The organism is Arthrobacter sp. SX1312, from assembly GCF_002929295.1.
GTDB lineage: Bacteria > Actinomycetota > Actinomycetes > Actinomycetales > Micrococcaceae > Arthrobacter_D.
Genome location: NZ_PJIM01000003.1, coordinates 470811 through 491609, shown reverse-complemented (window position 1 = coordinate 491609; position 20799 = coordinate 470811). Strand labels below are relative to the sequence as shown.

19 protein-coding genes, 1 tRNA gene and 1 pseudogene are annotated in these 20799 nt (G+C 63.0%); 11 read left to right on the top strand and 10 right to left on the bottom strand.

Annotation, left to right across the window (positions count from 1 at the left end):
* Positions 1-22: 22 nt before the first annotated feature.
* Positions 23-475 (bottom strand): GntR family transcriptional regulator, encoded by a 453-nt coding sequence (locus CXQ92_RS15405; RefSeq protein WP_258069986.1) that lies wholly within the window; start codon positions 473-475, stop codon positions 23-25.
* Positions 399-857 carry a GntR family transcriptional regulator gene (locus tag CXQ92_RS15400; protein WP_181033698.1) on the bottom strand — a complete coding sequence of 153 codons (459 nt, stop codon included), beginning with the start codon at positions 855-857 and terminating at the stop codon, positions 399-401. Before CXQ92_RS15400 ends, CXQ92_RS15405 begins: the two co-directional genes overlap by 77 nt.
* A 525-nt stretch (positions 858-1382) precedes the next feature.
* Here CXQ92_RS15400 and CXQ92_RS15395 point away from each other — a divergent pair.
* Positions 1383-2177 carry an inositol monophosphatase family protein gene (locus CXQ92_RS15395; protein WP_181033697.1) on the top strand — a complete coding sequence of 265 codons (795 nt, stop codon included), beginning with the start codon at positions 1383-1385 and terminating at the stop codon, positions 2175-2177.
* 21 nt (positions 2178-2198) lie between these two features.
* Here the strand turns inward: CXQ92_RS15395 and CXQ92_RS15390 are convergent, their stop codons facing one another.
* From CXQ92_RS15390 to CXQ92_RS15370, 4 genes are read right to left on the bottom strand one after another with little or no spacing between them, the layout of a single operon-like run.
* Positions 2199-3080 (bottom strand): GntR family transcriptional regulator, encoded by an 882-nt coding sequence (locus CXQ92_RS15390; RefSeq protein ID WP_181033696.1) that lies wholly within the window; start codon positions 3078-3080, stop codon positions 2199-2201.
* A gap of 43 nt (positions 3081-3123) precedes the next feature.
* Positions 3124-4149: a 4-hydroxythreonine-4-phosphate dehydrogenase PdxA gene (gene pdxA, locus CXQ92_RS15385; protein ID WP_104168613.1), complete on the bottom strand. Its 1026-nt coding sequence runs from the start codon at positions 4147-4149 to the stop codon at positions 3124-3126.
* Positions 4146-5441, bottom strand: coding sequence for a four-carbon acid sugar kinase family protein (locus tag CXQ92_RS17905; RefSeq protein ID WP_181033695.1), 1296 nt, complete (start codon positions 5439-5441; stop codon positions 4146-4148). The genes pdxA and CXQ92_RS17905 overlap by 4 nt, the downstream gene beginning before the upstream one ends.
* Positions 5438-6523 carry a 2-keto-3-deoxygluconate permease gene (locus CXQ92_RS15370; protein ID WP_104168611.1) on the bottom strand — a complete coding sequence of 362 codons (1086 nt, stop codon included), beginning with the start codon at positions 6521-6523 and terminating at the stop codon, positions 5438-5440. Before CXQ92_RS15370 ends, CXQ92_RS17905 begins: the two co-directional genes overlap by 4 nt.
* Before the next feature lie 177 nt (positions 6524-6700).
* On the opposite strand from CXQ92_RS15370, the pseudogene CXQ92_RS18895 reads away from it, so the two are divergent.
* The 6 genes and pseudogenes from CXQ92_RS18895 to CXQ92_RS18260 form a co-directional block, all read left to right on the top strand.
* A pseudogene (locus CXQ92_RS18895) lies at positions 6701-6916 on the top strand (D-arabinono-1,4-lactone oxidase); the annotation flags it as partial.
* Complete coding sequence (locus CXQ92_RS18740; RefSeq protein ID WP_258069985.1) at positions 6856-7137, top strand: D-arabinono-1,4-lactone oxidase; 282 nt, start codon at positions 6856-6858, stop codon at positions 7135-7137. The pseudogene CXQ92_RS18895 and the gene CXQ92_RS18740, both read left to right, overlap by 61 nt.
* A 200-nt stretch (positions 7138-7337) precedes the next feature.
* Complete coding sequence (locus CXQ92_RS18890) at positions 7338-7688, top strand: glycosyltransferase (RefSeq protein ID WP_368784585.1); 351 nt, start codon at positions 7338-7340, stop codon at positions 7686-7688.
* Positions 7571-8029, top strand: a complete 459-nt coding sequence (locus CXQ92_RS18445; RefSeq protein WP_219815762.1) for a glycosyltransferase — start codon at positions 7571-7573, stop codon at positions 8027-8029. The genes CXQ92_RS18890 and CXQ92_RS18445 overlap by 118 nt, the downstream gene beginning before the upstream one ends.
* Before the next feature lie 205 nt (positions 8030-8234).
* The gene (locus CXQ92_RS15355) at positions 8235-8948 is read left to right on the top strand and encodes a helicase associated domain-containing protein (RefSeq protein WP_181033694.1); all 714 of its coding nucleotides are present in this window, start codon (positions 8235-8237) and stop codon (positions 8946-8948) included.
* Between the two features lie 248 nt (positions 8949-9196).
* Positions 9197-9267, top strand: a tRNA-Ile gene (locus CXQ92_RS18260).
* 1285 nt (positions 9268-10552) lie between these two features.
* Here the strand turns inward: CXQ92_RS18260 and CXQ92_RS15350 are convergent.
* The 3 genes from CXQ92_RS15350 to CXQ92_RS15340 all read right to left on the bottom strand — a co-directional run bounded on the left by CXQ92_RS15350 (position 10553) and on the right by CXQ92_RS15340 (position 15413).
* Entirely contained in the window at positions 10553-13255 is a 2703-nt protein-coding gene (locus tag CXQ92_RS15350; RefSeq protein WP_104168609.1) for an ATP-dependent RecD-like DNA helicase, read from the bottom strand.
* A 282-nt stretch (positions 13256-13537) separates the two neighbouring features.
* Positions 13538-14431 carry a hypothetical protein gene (locus tag CXQ92_RS15345; protein ID WP_104168608.1) on the bottom strand — a complete coding sequence of 298 codons (894 nt, stop codon included), beginning with the start codon at positions 14429-14431 and terminating at the stop codon, positions 13538-13540.
* A 34-nt stretch (positions 14432-14465) separates the two neighbouring features.
* Positions 14466-15413 (bottom strand): endonuclease NucS domain-containing protein, encoded by a 948-nt coding sequence (locus CXQ92_RS15340; protein ID WP_104168607.1) that lies wholly within the window; start codon positions 15411-15413, stop codon positions 14466-14468.
* Positions 15414-15641: 228 nt separating this feature from the next.
* Here CXQ92_RS15340 and CXQ92_RS15335 point away from each other — a divergent pair, with 228 nt between their 5' ends.
* From CXQ92_RS15335 to CXQ92_RS15325, 3 genes are all read left to right on the top strand, one after another.
* Positions 15642-17177 carry an HNH endonuclease gene (locus tag CXQ92_RS15335; protein WP_258070019.1) on the top strand — a complete coding sequence of 512 codons (1536 nt, stop codon included), beginning with the start codon at positions 15642-15644 and terminating at the stop codon, positions 17175-17177.
* A 146-nt stretch (positions 17178-17323) separates the two neighbouring features.
* The gene (locus CXQ92_RS15330) at positions 17324-18049 is read left to right on the top strand and encodes a hypothetical protein (protein WP_181033692.1); all 726 of its coding nucleotides are present in this window, start codon (positions 17324-17326) and stop codon (positions 18047-18049) included.
* Positions 18049-18762 (top strand): DUF6308 family protein, encoded by a 714-nt coding sequence (locus CXQ92_RS15325; RefSeq protein WP_104168605.1) that lies wholly within the window; start codon positions 18049-18051, stop codon positions 18760-18762. The genes CXQ92_RS15330 and CXQ92_RS15325 overlap by 1 nt, the downstream gene beginning before the upstream one ends.
* Before the next feature lie 105 nt (positions 18763-18867).
* On the opposite strand, the gene CXQ92_RS17900 is transcribed toward CXQ92_RS15325, so the two are convergent.
* The gene (locus tag CXQ92_RS17900; RefSeq protein ID WP_146067484.1) at positions 18868-19731 is read right to left on the bottom strand and encodes a hypothetical protein; all 864 of its coding nucleotides are present in this window, start codon (positions 19729-19731) and stop codon (positions 18868-18870) included.
* Between the two features lie 281 nt (positions 19732-20012).
* Between CXQ92_RS17900 and CXQ92_RS15315 the strand changes: the two genes are divergently transcribed.
* On the top strand, positions 20013-20456 hold the full coding sequence (locus CXQ92_RS15315; protein WP_104168603.1) for a hypothetical protein: 444 nt from the start codon (positions 20013-20015) through the stop codon (positions 20454-20456).
* The last annotated feature ends 343 nt before the right edge of the window (positions 20457-20799 follow it).

Sequence of the window (20799 nt, the reverse complement as noted above, 5' to 3'; positions counted from 1 at the left end):
CATAAAACTTCTCCTTTGATGGTTAGGCGCGGTTCCGCAGCCGTCGCTCTACGGAGGAAACTGGCTCCATCATGAGAGAACGCTGATGGTCCAGGCCGACGGTCTCCGCGCAACGGTTCGCGGTGTGGGTAAGGGTGGTGAGAGTGGCGTTGAAGAGGTCGTGCGACAGCTCAACGGGTACACCTGACTCGTCCCGCGAGATCCGGTCGATGTCGAACAGTGGCGTCCCAATGGTCACCTTCAGCAGCTGGGCGACGCTCGCGCTGGCCAGGGAGATGTTGATGGTTTCGTCCACAGCCGCCAGGGTGACGCCGTAGTCCCGCTCGAACATTTCGTACAACGAGTTCAACGAGCGATCGAGCAGGTCTGGAAACCGCGCGGCCGGCAACGTCATCTGCTCAAGCGAGAGCGGCACGGAATTCGCCAGGCGAAGGCGCAGGATGACCAGGGACCCGCGCTCCACGACTAAGGCCAAGGGTGGCGGTTTCTGTGGTGTTGGCCCCGCGTTCCTCAGTCCTGAGTACGCGAGTGGTCGACCGAATCCCCTGCTCGCCCAGCAGCGCCGGGATGCCTTGAATTCGGTGCAACTGGCGGTGCACCTTGAGTGAAGCATGCGGGTCCAGTCCTCCCAACTGCATTGCGGGGTGCTCCTGCCGGACGAGAGTTCCGCCGTTGCGGCCCACCCGACGTTCCACGATTCCCTCGCTCTGCAGCCACTCCAGGGCCTTGCGCAGGGTTCCGCGGGCCACGCCGAGTTGCGACGCCAAGATCCGCTCGGCAGGGAGCCTTGATTCCCCGCGGTCATTCAGCTCAGCCATCAGCATCAAAAGGCGATCGACGGTGCCGTCAATCCTCATTGGTACATCTGAATGGACCATTGAATTCTCTCGCCGGAAGGCTTCGCGGAATTAGCGCCCAGTATATGATCTAGATCACACCCGCTGTCCAGACGCTTTTCTTTCCGACTCGCAGCACGAGGAGCCACCATGGCCGTAGTGCCGCCGCATTGTCTGACCGAGAAGCGTGAAGATCATGGATCTACGTACCGAGCTGGGTGTTTCTCCTCGGTGTCCGCATCCGGCGAGGGCGCGCGAAAAGAGACGCGCGGTCTGCGCGGAACGACCTTCGTCGTGGAGGACCCGGGTATCCCTCGAGATGAGGCCCATGCGGGGCCCCACCCTATGGATCAAGCGGGTAGACCATTGCGTGGTCCTCAGACCGTCGTGAGGGACGGTTCACAGGGTGATGGTCTGCCGCGTTGGCATGGCAGGACCGGTCAGTCCGGGCGGATTCGGGGGCGTGGTGCTCTCGCGGAGCGGGATGCCCGCCGGTGTGCAGGTCGCGCTGAGCCACAATCAACCATCTTCAACGAGGGACGCACGATGACCATTGATGCACGCTTTCAGAATGCTCTGAGTATCCTCGAGGCGGGCTCGGACATGGCCCGATCCTGGTTCGACGAAGCACATTTCCGCGTTGAACAGAAAGACGACGGAACTCCCGTTACGGAGGCCGACCGCAGCGTGGAGCGACACCTCCGCGACGAGCTCTCACGTCACTTCCCGGACGACGGCCTGCTGGGTGAGGAATTCCCAGAGGTGGAGGGGACATCCGGCGGCCGATGGATCATGGACCCGATCGATGGCACCAAGTCCTTCATCCATGGTGTGCCGCTGTACTCCACGCTCCTGGCGTACGAATCGGCCCAAGGAATCGAATTCGGCGCCATTGCCCTACCCAGCCTGAATCGTCTGGTCTACGCCCAGTCGGGCCGTGGATGCTTCGATGGGCAGGGCAGGCGATTGGAAACGTCGAGCCGCCGCGAAGTGCACGGAGCCTATGTCCTCTCGACGTGGCTCGAGGACTGGCCGGCCGAACTTATCGACCGAATCCAGAATCAGGACGGCGTCATCCGTACGTGGGGAGACGGGTTCGGCTACGCGCTCGTAGCGGCCGGACAAGCGGACGCGATGATCGACTTCACGGTCTCGCCCTTCGACGTGGCTCCTATGCCGGTCATCATGAGAGAGGCCGGGGGGATCTTCACCGACTTCGGAGGACTCGATTCAATCTATTCCGGAGTCGGCCTGGCCACGGCCACCCGCGAGTTGCACGATTGCATGCTGCGGGATCTCGCGGCGACCGCTGGCGCACCGACCCAGGACTCCAGCGATTAGCACGCTTGCTTTCCACCGTCATCACGAACCGTGGTGCGACAGGTCGTCGGCGAATTCGAGCAGTTCCGCGCCGAGCCGGCGGGCCCGGTCGGCGACCGCGTCAGGGGTGTCGGCAGCAGGCGACGACGGCGGGCCGCCCGCCGGGTCCAGCCCGGCGGCTTCGCTCTGGATGTCGATGTCGAACACCACGTGGTCCGGATGGTGCCAGGTGGAGAAGACCTCCACGGGCCGCCCGTCCTGGTCGAAGCTCGTACCCTCTAGCAGGAGTACGGGCGACGACGCCTCCAGCTCCAGCAGCCGCAGCAGGTCCGTATCACCGGAAACTGCCCGGATCTGCCGCTTCCCGGAGGCAATTTGCACACCGAACTTCTCCCCGAGCACGGCATGGAGGGACGCGTCGTGGAGATCCTCCGCGGTCAGCGTGGAGAATGCCGGGACCGGGAGCCAGGTGTGGATGACGGCGATGGGGACGCCGTCGGCCGTGCGCAGCCGCTCGAGCGCCAGCACCTGCTCGGTACCGAGCACCGCGGTGGATGCATCCGCGTCCTGGACCGCCAGGGAGAGCACCTCGGTACCGACGTTCGCCCCGGTGCTCCCCAGCTGCGCCGACAGCCCGGAGGTCTGGTGCACGAGCCGGTGGTGCTCCCGCCGAGGAGCCACGGTGCTGCCGCGTCCGCGTCCACGCTCGATCAGCCCTTCATCAGCCAACGCGCCGAGGGCCTGACGCACCACGGACCGGGAGACCCCGTACCGCACCTGAAGTTGGGCCTCACTGGGCAGCGAGGTGCCCGGCGGCAGCGAGTGGTTCATGATCTGCGCCCGCAGGTGCCCGCGGACCTGGAGGTGCAGCGGTTCGCCGCTGTCGGCGTCGAGCGGGCGTCCCGGGGCGTCAGGCGTCTTCATTCCAGCCATTATTGCCTGCTCCGCCCCGGGCCCCCGTCCGTTCCTAGTTCTTCTGCGCGGTCCGCCAGACGTGGTCCCAGCCCGGCGCCAGTGCAGCGGCGCGGCGCATGGACAGCACGAGGCTCGTCTCGCGGGCGATGCCCTGGCCGGCGATGTCGAACGCCGTGCCGTGGTCCACCGAGACGCGGACGACGGGCAGGCCGACGGTAATGTTCACGCCGTCGTCGCCGTAGACCGCCTTGAAGGGTGCATGGCCTTGGTCGTGGTAGCAGGCGATGACCATGTTCCACTTACCCTTGACCGCCGCGGGGATCAGCGCGTCCGCGGGGAGGGGCCCATGCACGTTGATGCCCTTCTCCCGGGCGGCGGCGACGGCGGGGGCGAGGATGTCCGCGTCCTCGTCGCCGAACAGGCGGTTCTCGCCGGCGTGCGGGTTCAGTCCGGCGAGGCCGATGGGCTCGTCCGGGTTGCCGAGCGCCTTCGTAAACGCGCTGACGAGCTCGATCACATTGGCGGTGCGCTGCGGCGTGACGTCCTCGATGGCCTGGCGCAGGGAGACGTGGGTGGTGAGGTGGAAGAAGTAGAGGTCGCCCGCGGACAGGACGAGGCTGAAGTTCTCCACGCCGAACTCGTGCGCGAGCAGCTCCGTGTGGCCGGGCCACTTGTGCCCGCCCGCGTGCATCGCGGCCTTGTTGAGCGGCGCGGTGACGATGCCCTGCACCTTCCCCTCGCGGGCGAGGCGGCAGGCCTCGACGACAAAGCGGTAGGAGCCGTCACCTGCGGCGGGGCTCAGCTCGCCGAGCTTCACGTCGGCCAGTGACGGTCCGGTCTGCAGGAGCTCGATGATGCCGGGCTCGTTCGTCGCGTCCTCGATCGAGTCCAGGACGCGGACCTTGTCCGGATCGCCGCCCACGTTCTTGACGCCCTGGCGCATGGCGGCCTCGTCTCCGATGACGACGGGCACGCACTCCTGCCGGACGTCGTCATGCCCGAGGAGGGACTTCGCGGTGATCTCCGGCCCGATGCCGGCGACGTCGCCGATGGTGACGGCGAGGGTGGGGATGCTCATGAGTATGCCTCCGTGGGTTGCGCGAGAGTGGTGGTGAGTTCGGTGATGGTGTCGAGCAGGGCATGGACCGGCCCGAAGCCGCCGGCCTTCGTCACGACGATCTTGCCGGCCGCGGTCCCGCCTTCCACGACGCCGACCGGGATGCCCTCCTGGATGGCGCCGGTGATGCGGAGTGCCTGAGCGCGGGACGCGTCGAGGACGGCGCGTGCACCGTCCCCACCGACCAGCACCAGGGCTCCGACCTCGGCGGAGTCGAGCGTCTGCTGCACGACCGACGCAAGGCTGCGCGCGATCTCCGCACCGCTCAGTCGCAGTCCGGTGTCACCCGGGGCCTCGGGGGATAGGACGACGACGATGCGCGGCAGGGTGTCCGGTGCCGCCAGTTCGCCGGCCGTCCACTGCGCGAGCCGGTCCGGCTGGTCGAGGAGGGCGGCGTCGGGCTGCAGGACGCGGAGGTCGGTGGGGTCCAGCTTGGTGCGCAGGTGGTTGGTCTGGGCGCGGGCGACGTCGTGCAGGGAACTGACGACGACGACGATCCGCTGCCCCTGAGCAGTGGGGGCGGATTCCGAACGAGCCCGCACAGCTCCGGCATTCGTCCAAGCCACGGCCATTGCAGCGGCGAGGCCGGCGGACCCAGCGGGGATCGCCATGGAGCCGGCGACGACGAGGGCCGCCGCGAGGGTGTCGAGGTCGTCGTCGGACGTGGCATTCACCACGACCACACGGCCGTTCGCCGCCTCCCGCAGTGCCTGTGCGTCCTGCTCGGGTGCACCGCTGAGGCTGATGGTCGTGGTCCCGGGCAGGAGCTGCGAGAAGTCACTCGTGGGCACTGGGGTCACCGGGTCGTGGCCCGCGGGGGAGTCCTCGACCGGTTCGCCGTGCACGCGGAGCAGGCCGCCGTCGACGGTCCGTCCCATAGCCGGATAGGCGGGGCACACGACGGCGAAGCAGCCGGGGTGCCGCTCCTGCCACGCGTCGAGCGCCCCGGCCACCTGCGCCGGAACGCTGCCGCGCATGGTGGAGTCGATCTTCAGGTACAGGCGGTCCGCTCCGGCGGCGGCGAGGTCGGCCACCGCACCGGCCGTCGCCGTCCGGGCGCTCGCCGTGTCCAGGGCCCGGGCGTCGGAGTTCATGGCCAGCGCGCCGCCCGGCACTGCCGACGTCGGGAGCAGTTCGCCGAGCAACAGCCGGGAGGACCAGCCGGCGCGGGAGAACTGGACCACGGAGTCGGTGGCACCGGTGACGTCGTCGGCGGCGATGCCGACGATCGGTGCGTGCCGTGCTTCGGTCACGCGTCGCCGTCCTGTCCGGTTCGACGAGTCCGGGTGGCGGGTGCGGACGGGTCTCCGGCGGGAGGTAGGTCGGAGGCGGACGTGGGGATGACCACGGCGGCGTCGTCCGTGTCCAGACCGCCCTGGCGCTTGAGCACCCAGGTGGCGAGAAGCGGCGCGAAGATCGCTGTGACCAGGACGGCGGAAGCGACCTGCGCCGTCGCGACCTCCACGAACGGGGAGAAGGTCGGGTCCGCGGCGGCGACGATGGCCGGCGTGGCGATGGAGTTGCCCGCCGTGGTCGCGGAGGCGATGCCGATGCCCGACTTGATCCCGCGGCGGAGGATGAACCGGTAGCCGAAGTAGACAAGGGTGCCGGTGATCAGGGTGGCGGCGAGGCCGACGAAGATACCGCTGAGGCCGCCGGTGATGACGTTGCGGAGATCGATGCCGGTGCCGAGGGCGAAGGCGAAGAACGGAATGACGATGTTCGGCACGGGCCGCATGACCTCGGTCCACTTCGCGTCGAGGTTGCCGACGATGAAGCCGAGGGCCAGCGGGATGACGGCGGCGAGGAGGGTGAGGAACGGGATGTTGCCGAGGCCCGAGATGCCGAGAAAGAGGAGCGTGAAGAAGGGTCCGTCGTTGATGGCGGAGGCCATGTAGGCGCCACGGTCGCGGTAGTCGCCGTAGCGGCCGGTGAAGGCGAGCCAGAGGCCGCCGTTGCTGTTGTCGAAGCTGGCCAGCAGGGCGAGGATCGAGATCCCGAGGATGCCGTCGATGCCGACGACGAGGCCGAGGCCCGCGACGAGGGCGGCGGGGATGATCGTCTTGAACAGCAGGACGACGCCGGTGGTCGCGAGCACGGGGCCCGAGGCCTTCGCGGTGATCTGCATGCCGGTGGCGAAGATCAGGACGGCGATGAGGGGAAGGGCCGACTCGGCGAACAGGGCCGTGGTGAAGCTGCCGAGTTCGAGGAATCCGGGTGTGAACGTCCCGACGATCGAGCCGAGGATCAGGGGGATGAGCATGAGGCCGCCGGGGATGCGGTTCATGCCGTCGAAGAGGGGGATGCGGGACTTGGGAAGCGATTCGGCTGCCATTGGCGAATCTTCTCTCTGTGCGGGAGGGGTCTGCTGACGGAGGGGTGCGTACAACTAGTACGGACAGGATGTACCTACCTTAGGCCGCGTGGGCACATCACACAAGAAGTGGCTGCTAGAAGACCTCATGGTGCGGGCTAGGGCAGAAGACCCGGCGGGCGACATCTACCAGGTGTTCTGCCGGGGGATCGCGACCCCCAGATCAACGTCGAGATCGGCATCCCGCTGGCGCAGGCCGGGGCGGTGATCAGGAAGATCAGAGACTGGCACGCAGAGACGCGTCCCCGGATGCACTACCCGGTTATCCTCCGCTGTACCGGCGCGTCCGACGGATGGCTGAGCCCGTCCAACGGCCAGGACGCCTGCTACTTCGGCTTCGTGGTCTACTACGCGGCCGACGGTTCGCTGTCCGAGGAGGGAACAGCTTCCTTCGAGCGGTGGAACGGGCCCTGGCCGAGGAGAGTGGCAGGCCCCACTGGGGCAAGTACTTCGACGAGTCCCTGTACGACTGGCCGGCGCTCTACCCCCAGTGGGAAGCCTTCCGCCGGGTGCGCGAGACGCTGGATCCGGAGCACAGGTTCGCGAATGCATTCACCGTTGCGCTACTCGACTAACTCGACTGACTCGACCCGGCCACTAGGACAGGAGCACCACCGATGAATGCCTGGGTGACCTTGCTGACTCAACCCGACTACCTGATCGGGGTCCGGACACTGCGGGCCTCGCTGGCGGCCTCCGGCAGCACCGCCCCCCTTGTCGTCATGGTGACTGAGGGGATTGACGAGCAGGCCCGGCGCCTCCTGCAGGACGACGGGTGCCTCCTGCGCGATGTGGCACCGTTGCGTCCATCCGGGGGGGGGGGGGGGCGGCGGACAGCTACGCCAACTCCCGGTTCGCGGAGGTGTGGACGAAGCTAGCCGTCTGGGGCCTCACGGAGTTCGAGCGCGTCGTCTTCCTGGACGCCGACATGCTGGTGACCCGGAATATGGATGAGCTGTTCTCGCTGGACCTGGCTGACGGGGCCATCGGCACCTGCCACGCCTGCCGGTGCAACCCCACCGGATCGCAAGCTATCCGCCGAGCTGGACACCCAAGACCTGCTTCCACACGCACTGCCGGGGCGGCGACCACGTCACCGAACCGGACGCGACGGACAACTACCTGAACGGCGGCTTACTCGTGCTGTCACCGGACGAGGCCGTTCTCGCAGACATGGTGGCTCGGCTGGCAGGCGTGGACGATCTGTCGCACTACCCGTTCGCCGAACAGGACTTCCTCAACGAGTTCTATAGCGACCGCTGGCGTCCGCTGCCCTACGTGTACAACGCGCTGAAGACCGTGCCGCACCAGCACCCGTCGGTCTGGGATCCGGCGTCGGTGAAGAACATCCACTACATCATCGACAAGCCGTGGGCGAAGCCGCTCGACTCCACCGACCGGTACGTCGAGGTGAACCGGCTCTGGTGGGAGATGGCAGACACCCTGGGCGCACCTGTCGGCGCCTGACCCCGCAGGCAAAGGTGCTCGGTCCCGCGACCCGTTGCGAAAGTTGGCTACTCTCGCGTCATGCATCGCATACCGCTTGTGTCTGACGGAGTAGGGGCATGCTCGATTTGTGATCCTTTCCGAAGGCAGGCATCGTGCAGCTGTGTCGGGCTCGGTCCTTCGACAGTAGGGGTAGCGGTGGCTGATGGGGCAAGCGTGGAATGTCATGCGTTTTGATGACCTGACCCTGGCGGGGGATGAGTACCCGCAGGGAGCATGTGGGAGCCAGCAGGAGTGGCTGCTGATGTACTCCCGCGGGGTGCCGCCGGCGCTCATCGCCTCGTGGTGCAGGGTCGATGTCTGCCGCGTCCACCGGGCCATCGACCGGCAGATTGGCCGGCATTCGGAGTGGTTCGACCGGTGCTGGGTACTCCATGACCAGCCCGCACGCAGCCGCGACCGGCGCCGCTTCCGGCGGAGCCGGGAGCAGGTGTGGTGGGAGCACTACGCCGCCATGAGCGCATATGTGGACAGGGCGGGTGGGTTGCCGGTTCAGAACGACAGTATGGAGGCCCGGGTGCTGTACCGGTGGTTGGAGAACCAGCGGCGAAACCACGACGCCGGACGGCTCGCCCAGGACAAGATCGACGCCCTGAACAGGTTGGGGGAGTGGGTCGGTGCAAGGAAGGGAAACCCGGAGGAGTTGTGGGGTCTGCGCCTCGAGCAGGTACGGCAGTTCCGGGACGAGTCCGAACGGTTTCCTATCTATGACCCGCAGCGCCACCCGGGCGAGAAGGTCCTTGCGGTCTGGTTGGGCCGACAACGCACCTGGCAACGAAAGGGCACGCGCCGCCCCGACCGGCAGGAGACCCTGACCTGGTTGCTCCCCGGCTGGGACAAGTCAAGGAATGCTCTCGAGGCGCCGGCCAAGAGCGTCTAGATTGCCGCTGTACGCAGTGCCACTGACAGTGACTATCGGGTCCACGACTCGATAGTGGGATGACTCCAAACCCGCTCTGTCGGAGGCTGTGCACATCCACCGTCGGCTCGACGTGAGGTCTCCGGGCGCGGGACACTCTCGCAATCCCTCAACGTGACTGGCTCGGCGGGAAACCGCCCAACCGCCCCGGTCCCAGGGTGGCCTTGATGGTGTATACACCGAGGAGCGCGTAAGGTCGTCTTTGCACCGTGGGTGGAGCAGTTCAGTAGCTCGCTGGGCTTATAACCCGAAGGGGACAGGTTCAAATCCTGTCCCCGCAACAGCAGAGCACCTACTCACCATCGTGTCGAGTAGGTGGCTGAATTGCATAAGGCCGGGTTCAATGCGGCACACGATGACCACTCTGTCGCCCTCCGCAAAGTCGTATTGGGTCCCTCTTCCTATCACCGCCGATAACAGCACTTCTGTCGACCTAAGGGGAGGGGCGCCGCCCTGTCCACTAACGAAGTGGCCACTCCTGGCCGGACCCCGTCCTCAACCTCGCGACGAAACTCTTCCGGATACGGCTTTGCCATGATGGCCATCCTTCCAGGAGGACAAAGTCCTCACAGGTTAGATGGAAACCGAACCTTCAGCAGTCCCAATGACGTCAATGCGTGATGCCCTGTTCTGGTCGTAGACTTCGCCTTACCGCGCGCATTTCCGCCCCGAGGTTGTGTGAAAACAGCTGGGGAGTAACGCGTACCCCGACGCAGCTGACACACCTGAAATTGCATCAGGCCTAAGACGTCAAGCTGGCCGAAGACGATGCTTCGTGGGCAGCGCGTCCGGCCGGGAGTGCGATCGATACGCCGGAGGTGCCGCACGGCAGGCTGCAACCACGGGGCGCAGGGCCGCAGCGGGCAACCAGGAAGGCAGCGCAAGTTTCCCCGATAAAGTCTCACGAGGAACTGTCTCCATCAGTTCTTCCATCACTGACGAGAGGTCTGATGTGTCCGAAGTTTACGACTACAAGAACCACGAGGAATACCAAGCCTGGGTAGACGCCGTTGAGGCGAGGGAGGAGCTAAGCCCCTCCGAACGTCAAGACATCATCAACGCGGCCCCGGTTCCGGACGAAACATATGAGGAAGCCCTAGAGCGTCACGCTGACGACTAGCTAACCGCAGTGGCCTCTCACGCTTTGTCGTGAGAGGCCTCTGCTGCCCCGTGGCGCCACAAGCTTCCATTTGGGCCGTGTAGGACTAAACCGCATCGAGCGCCTTAGATGCCATCGGGGGCTCCTACAAGGCGGCGGGAAACCGGATCAGGGAGGCTATGGGCCCGGATGCAGACTTCAAGCTCTCGTGAGTACCGCACGAGCAGCTGAACTTCCGCAAATGTCCGTTTTATTGTCCACTTTGAGACGGCGTGTGAAGGAACAGGTACGCAGCCTCCAAATTCGTTTACCTGAGCAAAAGGCGCCTCAGTAATCCAGACATAAAACTTCAACAGGAGATGTTGAGGCTGGCTAGCGGAGTAGCTCGCGCTTGCAGCGAAGCGGCGAGGCAGCAATCCAGCCCGTTGACACACGTCCCTCCAATGACCCTAATCCGCACAGACCTTCAGCGCAGAGGGGTTACAGATCGCCTTGCTTTCAGCAGGGACACATCCTTGCCGCTTCTGCTGTGTTCCAGCTTCTCAAGCACAGCCTTCTGCGTTTCTGCAGACCAGTAAATCTTGAGGTGTTCGCGTGCCCGAGTAATCGCCGTGTAGAAGATGTTGTGCGAGATGTCGTCCTCGTTAGTAGCGGTGATTACTACCTTGACCGAGTCGTACTCGAGGCCCTGTGCCTTGTGGATCGAAACGGCATAGGCGACCTGGAATGGTATTGAGGTATAGGACGTCTCATCGTCCCCATCTGTGCTGCCCTGCAAGTACACATTGAAGCTGACCGTGGACTCCGCGACGTAGCGGAGGTCCTCCCCATCCACGTCCAACTCGGTAACGGTACGGTCCAGCCACACGTCGAACTGAACATGGTCCTCATGGACCACTATGTCTACGATGCGGCCCTTCAGGTTGTTGTAGATGAAGGGCTTGAACCGCTCGGAGTCGTTGAAGAGCACCGGATCCCCGACTTTGTAGGTGTTGACTCCCCAGACCGCTGCCTTGCCGGAGTTGGCACTCTGCCGGAAACGGTTTACGTTGTTGATTCCGTAGAGGCCGTCGTAGTTCAGGCAGAGGATGATTTCACCATTGTGCCGCGTCTCAAAAATGGATTCATTCAGGTCCGTGGCGTAGCCGTTATGGGCGATCGTCTCCTCGATGCCATCGTCGAGGTGGCGGACCTTGGACCAGAAATCGAGCAGTGCCTCGTTATCCGTCCGGTGGGGTTTGGTGAGCTCGAATACGGAAGTCTTGGGCACGAAGTCGCCGATGATGTTGAACCAGTTGCCAAACTGGATCGAGGCGATCTGGAAGACGTCACCGACCAACACCAGCAGCTTGAAGCTGGTCTTCTTCAGGACGTCCAAGAGGTCTTCGTTGCTCACGATGCTGCACTCATCGATGATGAGGAGGTCGTACTCCTGGGCATCGCTCTGCCAGAGATGACTCTTGATGGTACGGAACGCGGACCTCTGAGTGCCAGCCTTGCGCTCCAGGTTGTCCTTGGCCGAGTGTGTGTGCGCCAGGAAGAGCATGCTCTTGTCGCTGAAGTGACTAGCGATATGACCGACCATTGTAGATTTGCCAGTGCCGGCAGCGCCGTAAATCAGAGCAATTTTGGACTTGGAAAAGAGAGACTTGAGTGCGTCACGCTTGGCGTCGTCATCGATCCCGTGCTGAGTCTCACCGAGCCATCGTTCCACGGCGGCCTCATAGCCGTTCACGCCTGATGAGGCAAAGCTCTGGAGCTTCTCGATAATTTCGACAGTGCTGTCTTCATATCCGTGCATGAAGATATGGCTCTTATCCTTCTCAATTATCCGGGTCGCGTGGCGGGGGGTCGGCGGAATCGTCCGATTGTGAACCTTGATTAGTTCGTCCACGTCACCCAGGTCCTCGACGTCGCGCATCGGCGTGTAAAGCATGCCATGTCGCTCGACGTTATTCCTGATTCGCCGCGCTAAAAATTCGTGCTTGCGCTCACGTGCGTCAAGGCTTGCCATCAGGTCACCGAAGTGTGGAACGTGCTTTCGTGGCATCGCGCAGAAGGGCATATCGTCGAACGGACTGCAGCCCGGCGCCAGACGAAGGCCTGACAGCCACCGGTGTGGCTCCGATTCGCACTGGTCCTTAATGACCCGGTTCGTCATGGAGAGCAGCAGGTAACGAACGACGTTGCTTCCGGGTTTGTCTGATCTCACGAGTTCACGGGCTGCATCCAGGGCTGGGAAGATCTGTGGCTTCTGAATTCGCTGAGTCGCCACGCTCTTAATGTGGGCATAGCGGGCGTCGCTCATGTGCACCAAGTCGAGAAGGCTGGCGGACGTATCAGTAAGGAAGTCCATCAGCCGCAGGTACTCGGAGCTGCCGGAGGTCGTGGAGGTTGACTGACCAAAGATTCTGGCGAAGTTGTCGAACTCGCACGGCCGGATAGAGACGTTCCATGAACGGATGATCACGATTGGCATACGCTGTCCAAGGACCTCGATCTCGTCAGTCAGCAGGCGCAACTGCGCTGCGTACTTGTCGGTCATGTCGATGTCCGTGAAGGCGATAATACGGTCGAATTTATTCCGGCGGTCCGAGATGGTGGAGAAGGTAACCTCGTAAAGGATCCGACCATCTGTGAAGAACGGCCGAACCTTGTTCACGTAATACCGATTCCTGTTTCCTTGCTTGGCCGGAAGCGCGTGGACAGCCGTGATCCGCTCGGCAATCTTGTGGTGGTAGTGGCTCAACGCCGGATCAAGGTCGATCGGAAACTTCTCCAGGTTGCTCAGGATTTCCACACCGCACTGTTGCTGCAGCAGCGTTCGCATGCGGAGCAGGTACTCGTAGTACTTGAGCATCAACCGCTCTGCGGTGTCGGCATCGAAAGAGTAGTGCGAGGCGCTCATCTGAAGCAACTTGTGGAACCGGTAGATGAAATTGGTCTGCTTACCGGTGGACCCGACCCACTCGATTGCCTCGTGGGTCAAGTCGTAGTGAAACTCGACGTTGCCGTTGCCCTTGTGGAAGCGGACGGCCGCCGCCTCGACCAGGTCCCGCAGCTGCTTAATCACATTCCGGGACAGAAGCCCTCGGTCATGTGCCAGGGCGTCGATGGTGTCTGAGATCGTTGCCCCTACGCTGTATATTTGAGCATCTACCGAGGCCATCCAGTCTTCTTCCGTCGAATTTAGTTGCCAGCAGTCACAGTGTAAACGGGGTGGAGAGTCCATCCACCGGTGGATATCAAAATGTTGCATCTCCATCTCAGTCTTGTGATGGTTTAGCGATTGTCATCCGAAGGCAAAACGTCTTTTGGGCCGGCCTTTCGCTCGTAGGTTTCGGACCACTACCAGACCGTAGAGGCTCTGGTCCCGTGTCTCTGAGGAGGCTCCGACAAATCCCTTAATCGAGAATTAGTTGCTCACCCGGTCGTGATGTCACTGATGAAGCTAGCCAATTCTCAACTGTCGGTGGGATTCGAATCTTGGGGCCGTGACCTCGTCGTGTGCGGTGCACCGTTGGCCGCTCAGTTCTGCCACGGCGGCTTCCAGTGGCAGGGTCTCGGCGGGTATCCCAGGCTCCATTCGGCCGTCCGTGCTTACGACGATGTAACCCCACTCGAAGATAACGTCACAGCCCAGACTGCAAATCAGCATCGCGGCCCGGTAGTCCTTGCGCTCCTGTTCGCTACAGGACGCTCGGGGCTTGATGTGCCCTGCAACGAGTAGGCGGGCTGGAAGCTCTGCCTGGCACAAGGAGCACGGCGCGACAGCGCGTCCTTTCAGTAGTCGACGTCGCAACGCTGATTGTTCGTTGCGGATGGTGGAGATGGAAAGCCCATCAGTGTTGTCACCCAACCATTCAGTGAAGGGCCGGCCGTACAACCCTTCATCCACGTACTCCAAGCCGAGGCGTCGCAAGAGCTTGTTCCCGTCCACGTCGTTTAGACGGGACAGGAACTTTTGTCGAGGTGCCCCAACTGCGTTGAATGGTCCCGGCGAGCCGCATTTTATGAGCTGTGCGACGTTCTTGTAGAAGAGCTTGAGGCCGGTTTCCAAGGGTTGAACCTTGACGAGCCATCCGTCGTCTTCCTCGCCGTCCCGTCCTGGGCGGTGTGAACTTGGGCGGGGCGCGTCCCTCCAGCTGGCGGTGACGACACTGACTGCGCGTAGGTAACTCTTGGAGTGGTAGAAGACGATGTCGCCCTCGACCATTTTGAGAATATTGGTGCGGTCCTCGCTTGTTGTCTCCCCTGGCCGTCGTGGGCACGTCCACAGGATGCCCTCGTCGATCGACGCGTCGAAGGTTCTAACGACGCCCTGGGCCGCGTACCAATACGTCATCCCTCTTCCTTCCTTGGTGCCGCTGACTGGGACATCAGTTGGCTTCGTAGGATCGGCGTGTCAGTTCTTCGACGATCGGCCACCAGGTGGTATCGCTGATCCTTAGCTCGAGGTCTCCGGTGCCGAAGTGTCCGATGTTGCTGACGTCCCGGCTGAACCCCTCCTGAAGCTCGACGGTTTTCGGGTCGAGTTTGAGGTAGATGAGCAGGTTCTTCGAGGTGGGGTGGACCTCGACGCAGGCGAAGTTCTTGAGCCGGCGGAACGCGAAGTAGAGGAATCGTTCGTTCTTCACGACGTCGTCGCCGAGGGAGAGGGCGAAGGTTTCGAACTGGTCATACAGGGCAGAGAGTTTGTCGTCGGCTTGGGCGAGGAGCTCGCTCACCGTCTTGGAGCGCGTCACCTTCTTCGCTGGAGCAGCGGCCCCCGGGCCCGGCACCGGTGGTTTGGACGGTTTCCTGCTGGTGGAGGTGGTTTCTGTGGTCACTGTGGTGACGAGTTCGATGGCGAGGAGGTCCTGGCCGAAGTCCCGGTACCGGACAAGTTCAACGTTCCGGTTGATCTGGCGCACCGCGTATTCGTCGTAGCGGGTGAAGTCGTTCGCGACGCAGATCAGCCGGGGCGCTGACCAGTCGATGCTCTCGGAGGCCTCCGTTCCGAGCTGTGTCGCGACGAGGATCTGGAATTCTCCTTGGTGGTCCATCAGCCAGTCGAGGTAGAACAGGCCCTGGTTGATGACGTTCTCGTTGACGGCGCGTTTGTATTCGAGGATTACCGGGGACCCGTTTTCGTCAAGGCCGAGCGAGTCGATCCTGCCGCGGTGGACCTTGCCGGTGCTGTACTCGCGGGCAAGGAAACGAACACCGAACATGGTCTCCATGTTCGCTTCGATGAGTTTTTGCAGATCCTGTTCCAGGGCGACAGCGCGCGAGGTCAGTTCTGTGGCTTGGCCTTGGTCGATGTGGAAGAGTTTCAGATCCGGCATGCACCCACCCTGCCATATGCGCCTCGGGAGGCTGGGCTGGCGATTAGCGGGAGGCCTTAGCGATTCTCCTGAGTCGTCAGTGCAGGGCTTTCAATGTCTTTTCGGAGGGCGCTGTCGTTATTGTCCTTGACAGGGGGGGCGCTTGTTGCGCAGGAAGCCTAAGCTGATGCAATGCCGGCATCAGGTCACAGGAAAAGGTTCGTCGAGTCTGTTCTGTGGGTGAAGCAGATGCTTCCCACCATCGACTTCGCGGACGAAGAGATGACGTACAAGGTGGAATCCGCGGCGAAACTGGCGGCCGCCCGCGACCTGCTCCAGGCCGACGATCCCGGGTGGGCAGCGGTGTTCGCGGGCGCGTTCGCGGGCTCGAACCTGCTGAACTGGCGCTACACCGACGAGCTCGTCCGTGCCGCGAAGAAAAGACCAGAGGTGCTCGCACCCCTGCTTCGACTTCTATGGGACGGCAGGCTCTCGGAATCATCCTTCAACCGTTTCGTCAGGGACCTGCGGACCCATAGTGCGGGCCTGACCCCCGGGGTCGGCACGGCTGTGGCGTCGGTGCTGCTGATGGGGCGTGGAGCTGCCGATCGTCCTCCCTACCGCCCACAGGCGGTCCGTAGGTTCTGGCGGACCATCGGCTGGCCGGCCACCCGGAACGATGTGAACCCTTATCTGGACTACCAGAACTTCCGGAGGTCCCTGGACGAGTTCAGGACGATCGCATCCGCCAACGCACTGCCCGTCGCGGACCTGCTCACCGCCCAGGGGTACATGTGGCTGATCACCGAGTGGGATCCACGGACGGTACTCCCGGCCTCCGAGATCGCGACGTTCCGTGCCTGGCGGGGAGACCCCTACACGGGCGCATCCTCGGAGGGCGCACAAGCCTCGGCCCGGCGGCTGCGGATCTTAGAGCGGTTGGAGGACAACGAAACCCGGCTGTTCACCCGCAATGATCTGGTCGGCCATACCGTGGACGGCCAGCCGGCCGCGATCCTGCCGTCCTCACACGGAACGGTGATCCCCCCGGGGTTCGACATCCCGGTCTCCCTGACACTGTCACCATCGGTCTCGGGCACTGGCCTCGCCCGCGCTGTTGATGACGCGGGGATGCTCCGATACCCGCACGAGAAGCAGGGCAGGACGGCCAGGGCGGATCAGGGCCTGCTATCAGCCCTGGAGACATGCGTCCCGCTGGTCGTTCTCGCCCCCATGGGTGACAGCACGTATCAGGCCGTGTTCCCGGTGTATGTGCACCGCTACCTGCATCGTGACCGGGTCTTCGACCTCGACGTCAGCGGGGCCTACCTTTCCCTGCGGGCTGGTATCGCTCCGGAGTACGAACGTCGGTGGACCGTTGGGACGACACGGCAACGACTGCATCAGCCGGTATTCCGTCGGGACGTGCTTCAGGCCTACAACAGTCAGTGCGCGGTGTGCGGACTTAGTATCGCCGGCTTGCTGGATGCAGCCCATATCGTTCCCGACCGGGACGACCACGGCATCGCCTCCGTCATCAACGGACTCGCTTTGTGCAAGAACCACCACGCGGCCTTCGACGCCGGCCTGCTCGCGGTGGCCGATGACCTGACCATTCACGTATCACGCTCGATCATGAACAGTGGCCCTGATGAAGCCGTCGACCGACTCCTCCGGGACTATGACGGGCGCAAGCTAGCCGTCATTCCCGCTATTGCGGCGTGGCGCCCGGACCCCGACCTTCTCGCTAGAACGTGGACCGCAGCTACGTCGAAGAACCTCTGACGGATCATCGCTTGCCCAGACCAGGATGAAGTAGGTACATCGAATCATCCAGCACCTTCCCGGACACTCCACCGCGGCCTGTCTGACCGCCCTCACGCATCAGCGCGGTCGATTTCTTGTTCCGGGAAGCGGATACACTCCCGCACATGGGGACACGTGCAGACAACTTCGAAAAGGCCCTGATCGGTGCGGGCTTTGGTCTTGCTACCAAGGAGCAGCATCAGGGCGAAACGAGGGCTCATACCCGCGACCTGCCGACGGTGGTGAGGACCGAGATCGCCGGCCTGTACCGCGGGCTCGGGGGAGTGCGCGACGACGCGGACTTCACCGCCGGGGCCTGGGACCTCGCTACCGTGGATGGGTTGTTCATCGAGTTCGATGAGGAACTGCACTTCAACCGCTACCGTGAGCCCACCCTCCGTGTTCCCTGGGTGGACCGGCTTCCATGGTCGAGTGCGTACCGGCACTACAGCGCCAGCGGCGAAGCGCACTGCCTGCGGGCCTGCCAAGCCAACGGCTGGGCCAATCCCTCAACGGATCGGATGTTCGGCGGCTCCGACCGGAAGGGTTTCTTCCTGGACCTGGGGTCATCGCGCTGGAAACAACGCGCCCTGTACGACGCGGTGAGGGACGCCTACGCGCTGCACACACCGGGCATCCGGCTGGCACGCGTGTCCATCTTCGACCGGACCGGCGGTTTGGAAGTCGGTAAGGCCATGAACAGCGGAACACCCCTGGACCCGGCAGCGCTCCGGGATTTCATCAGGGCCCGGACGACCGGACCCCTGCAACCCGGCGGGAGCACGAACACGAGCTGGCAGATACACAGTGAACGGGAACCAATGACACTCACCGAGGCTGGAAGGAACTGATGACACATCCGATCCTGAACGCATCCCATGTCAATGAAGCAGTAGAGCTGGTCAAGCAGTACTACGGGCCGTTGAAGGACACGGGCCGGCCCCGATCTGGTGCCCACTTTGATGAGTGGGCCGGCGGCGGATACCGGGCGGAGGCCGCTAACGAGCTGACCGGCGACGATTTCGTTGCCGTCTCCATGCTCTCCGTCGATGTACCGCCGGAAGCGGCCATCGGACTGGCCGGACACCGAACCGGCGACGTGCGGCGACTGCTCGGTCAGATCCCGGCATCGCTCGACTTCACAACGCTGACCCCGACGCAATTCGACGCCCACCTGGGGCCGGACAGCCCTGCACAGCAGTTGTGGGACATCCTCCGCGGACGCCAAGACTACCCGTGGGGTATTGGTCCAACGACGGCCAGCAAAATCATGGCCCGAAAACGCCCGAAGCTCGTTCCCGTCTTCGACAGCTACATCGGCCCGATGATGGGACTTCCCAAGAACAGCTCAGCGGACCAGTGGACGGTGTGGCACCAGGCGTTCCAGGAAGACCCCCGACTGGCCAGCAGATTGGATGCCATCCGGCTCGCCGCAGGCGCCCCACCGAGTGCATCCAGGCTACGGATCATGGACATCGTGCTCTGGCTCCACGCCAAAGACCAGGAATGGTCCCTGAAGGATCGTCCGGCCGTCGACACCGGGCCTGCCCTCGTGACCCCTTAGCGGCAAGAACAATCCTGAACGTTCCCCATGGTGCCGCAGGAGTTCTTGCGGTGCAGTTGACTCGGCCGAGAAAGCGCATCACCTACGCTCAGACGAACCGAAACTCTAGGGGCGATTTGGGATCGGGTCGCTCATGATTTCGACCGCGGCAAAGGACTCACAGGTGTAGTGCGGGTCCGTGAAGGAGGGGTATGTCAGCGTGTACTGAGGATCCAGAGTCCAGTACTTGATAGTCGTCCAATCGGTATGAAGATCATCATCGTTGTACTGGAAGTGCATCGACTGTCCCGGAGGCAGCGGGACGCTGAGAGGCCGGATCGTTCCTGGCGGGGGTGTGTAGTCAAAATCCGGTGAGTAGGTTTTGCTTACTTCTCCCGCGGCGTCGATTCCCACGACCGTGATTTCGCTTGTGAGTCCGACATCGATCGCGGCAGTCGCATCGTTCCGGACCGTCCCGCTGATGATGACGTCCCGGAGACCCAGAGAATTGCTAGCGGAACCGAGACTCATTTCGTCTAAAGAAACTGTTAGGTGTCCGCTCGGACAGACAACTTCGGGCTCCTCATCGACCTCGACTGGTTGCGCCGTGGCCACTGGCTGCTCGGTGGTCTGCGGCAGAGGGGCCGTCACAACCGGCGGGGACGTGTTGGCGGCAGGCTGTTCGACTGGCACCTCATCGACCGGTGGCCGCTCGGAAAGCGATGGCGTGGGGCTTGGAATTAGCGTTGGGACCCTTCTGGGGGTAGCCGGTTCGCGAGTGGCTACCTGGCTAGAGGGCGCAGGCGCCGGTGAAGGTTCAGTCTCTTCGTCCTGCTCGCTAGACGTGGCAGAGGAGACGGCTGCCGCTTCAGGACTGCTGTGGCCTCGGCTCGATGCGAAAACAAAGACCACGCCGAACAACAGGAGGACTGTAGTGATGATCGAGAAAATGCCAACGACTGGTCTAGCCCCGAGCAGTGAATTCCCCATAAGGGGATTATAGGGGGCGTGATTGTGGCAGGTTGCGATCACCCCGCCCGACATCGCCCACGAATCCAACGTCGCGGTGTCCTTCGTGAAGTAACCAGACCACCCGAACTACCAGCGGTGCGTAATCTATGAAGAACAGGCTGAGGATGTTCTTGCCAGCGTTCTTCGAGAAGGCCGATACCAATCGTGGTCGTTAGTCAATACCCCTACGGGCCGGCGATAATTCGGTACTACCAAGACGGGATGTCAGCACCGTCAAAGGTGTGTGTCAGCGTGAAACCATGAAGAAAATAGCCGCGCCCATATTTGTTGCTGCCGCTGTCACGTCGTCGGGGTGTGGCGGGTCAGATGCACTCTCGACCCAGGCTGTCGAGTCCAACGTCGCGGAAGAAGCACCCCAAATCCCGGAGCTGATCGGCGCATGGAAGCACAGCAACCCAAACAGTGCAGAAAACTATCAGCAAGCGACGATCACCGCTGACACCATCACGATCGAGTGGGTGGCCGATGGCGGTGCTACGACCTCAATCTATTGGGTGGGTACGTTCGAAGCGCCAACCGAGGCGAGTGGAGCATTCATGTCAAAGCGCGATGCTGCAGCCACTGACACCGCTCTCCTGGCATCCACCGAGGACACCAAGAAGTTCGCGTACAAAGGCGAGGCAACCAGCTTTAAGGTTAGCGCGCTCGGAACCACGACGACGGTAGATCTCGAAAAGAAGTGACACCAACCGTAGACAATCCGGTAAGTGGGATGGTTTTGACACACTCAGCGATATGGGGACCTATTGGCCGATGCTCTCCGCCTACCGGGAACCGAATAGACTGGGAAGCATGCAGACATACAGGCGGTGATTGACTCGACTACCAGTGGCGTTCGCGCGGGCCTGGTCGAGCTCCGCCGGCTCGGCCGGGCTTAGACCCACCTACACTTTCAATTGCGATGGGAAAGGTAACAGTGATTCTTCCGCCCCTTTCGGGTGCCCATACTTCATCAGCGAGCTGATGAAGTATGCCCGCCACGCACGTCCGGAGCACATCCAGAACCTGAGCCGTGTCCTCGGCCCG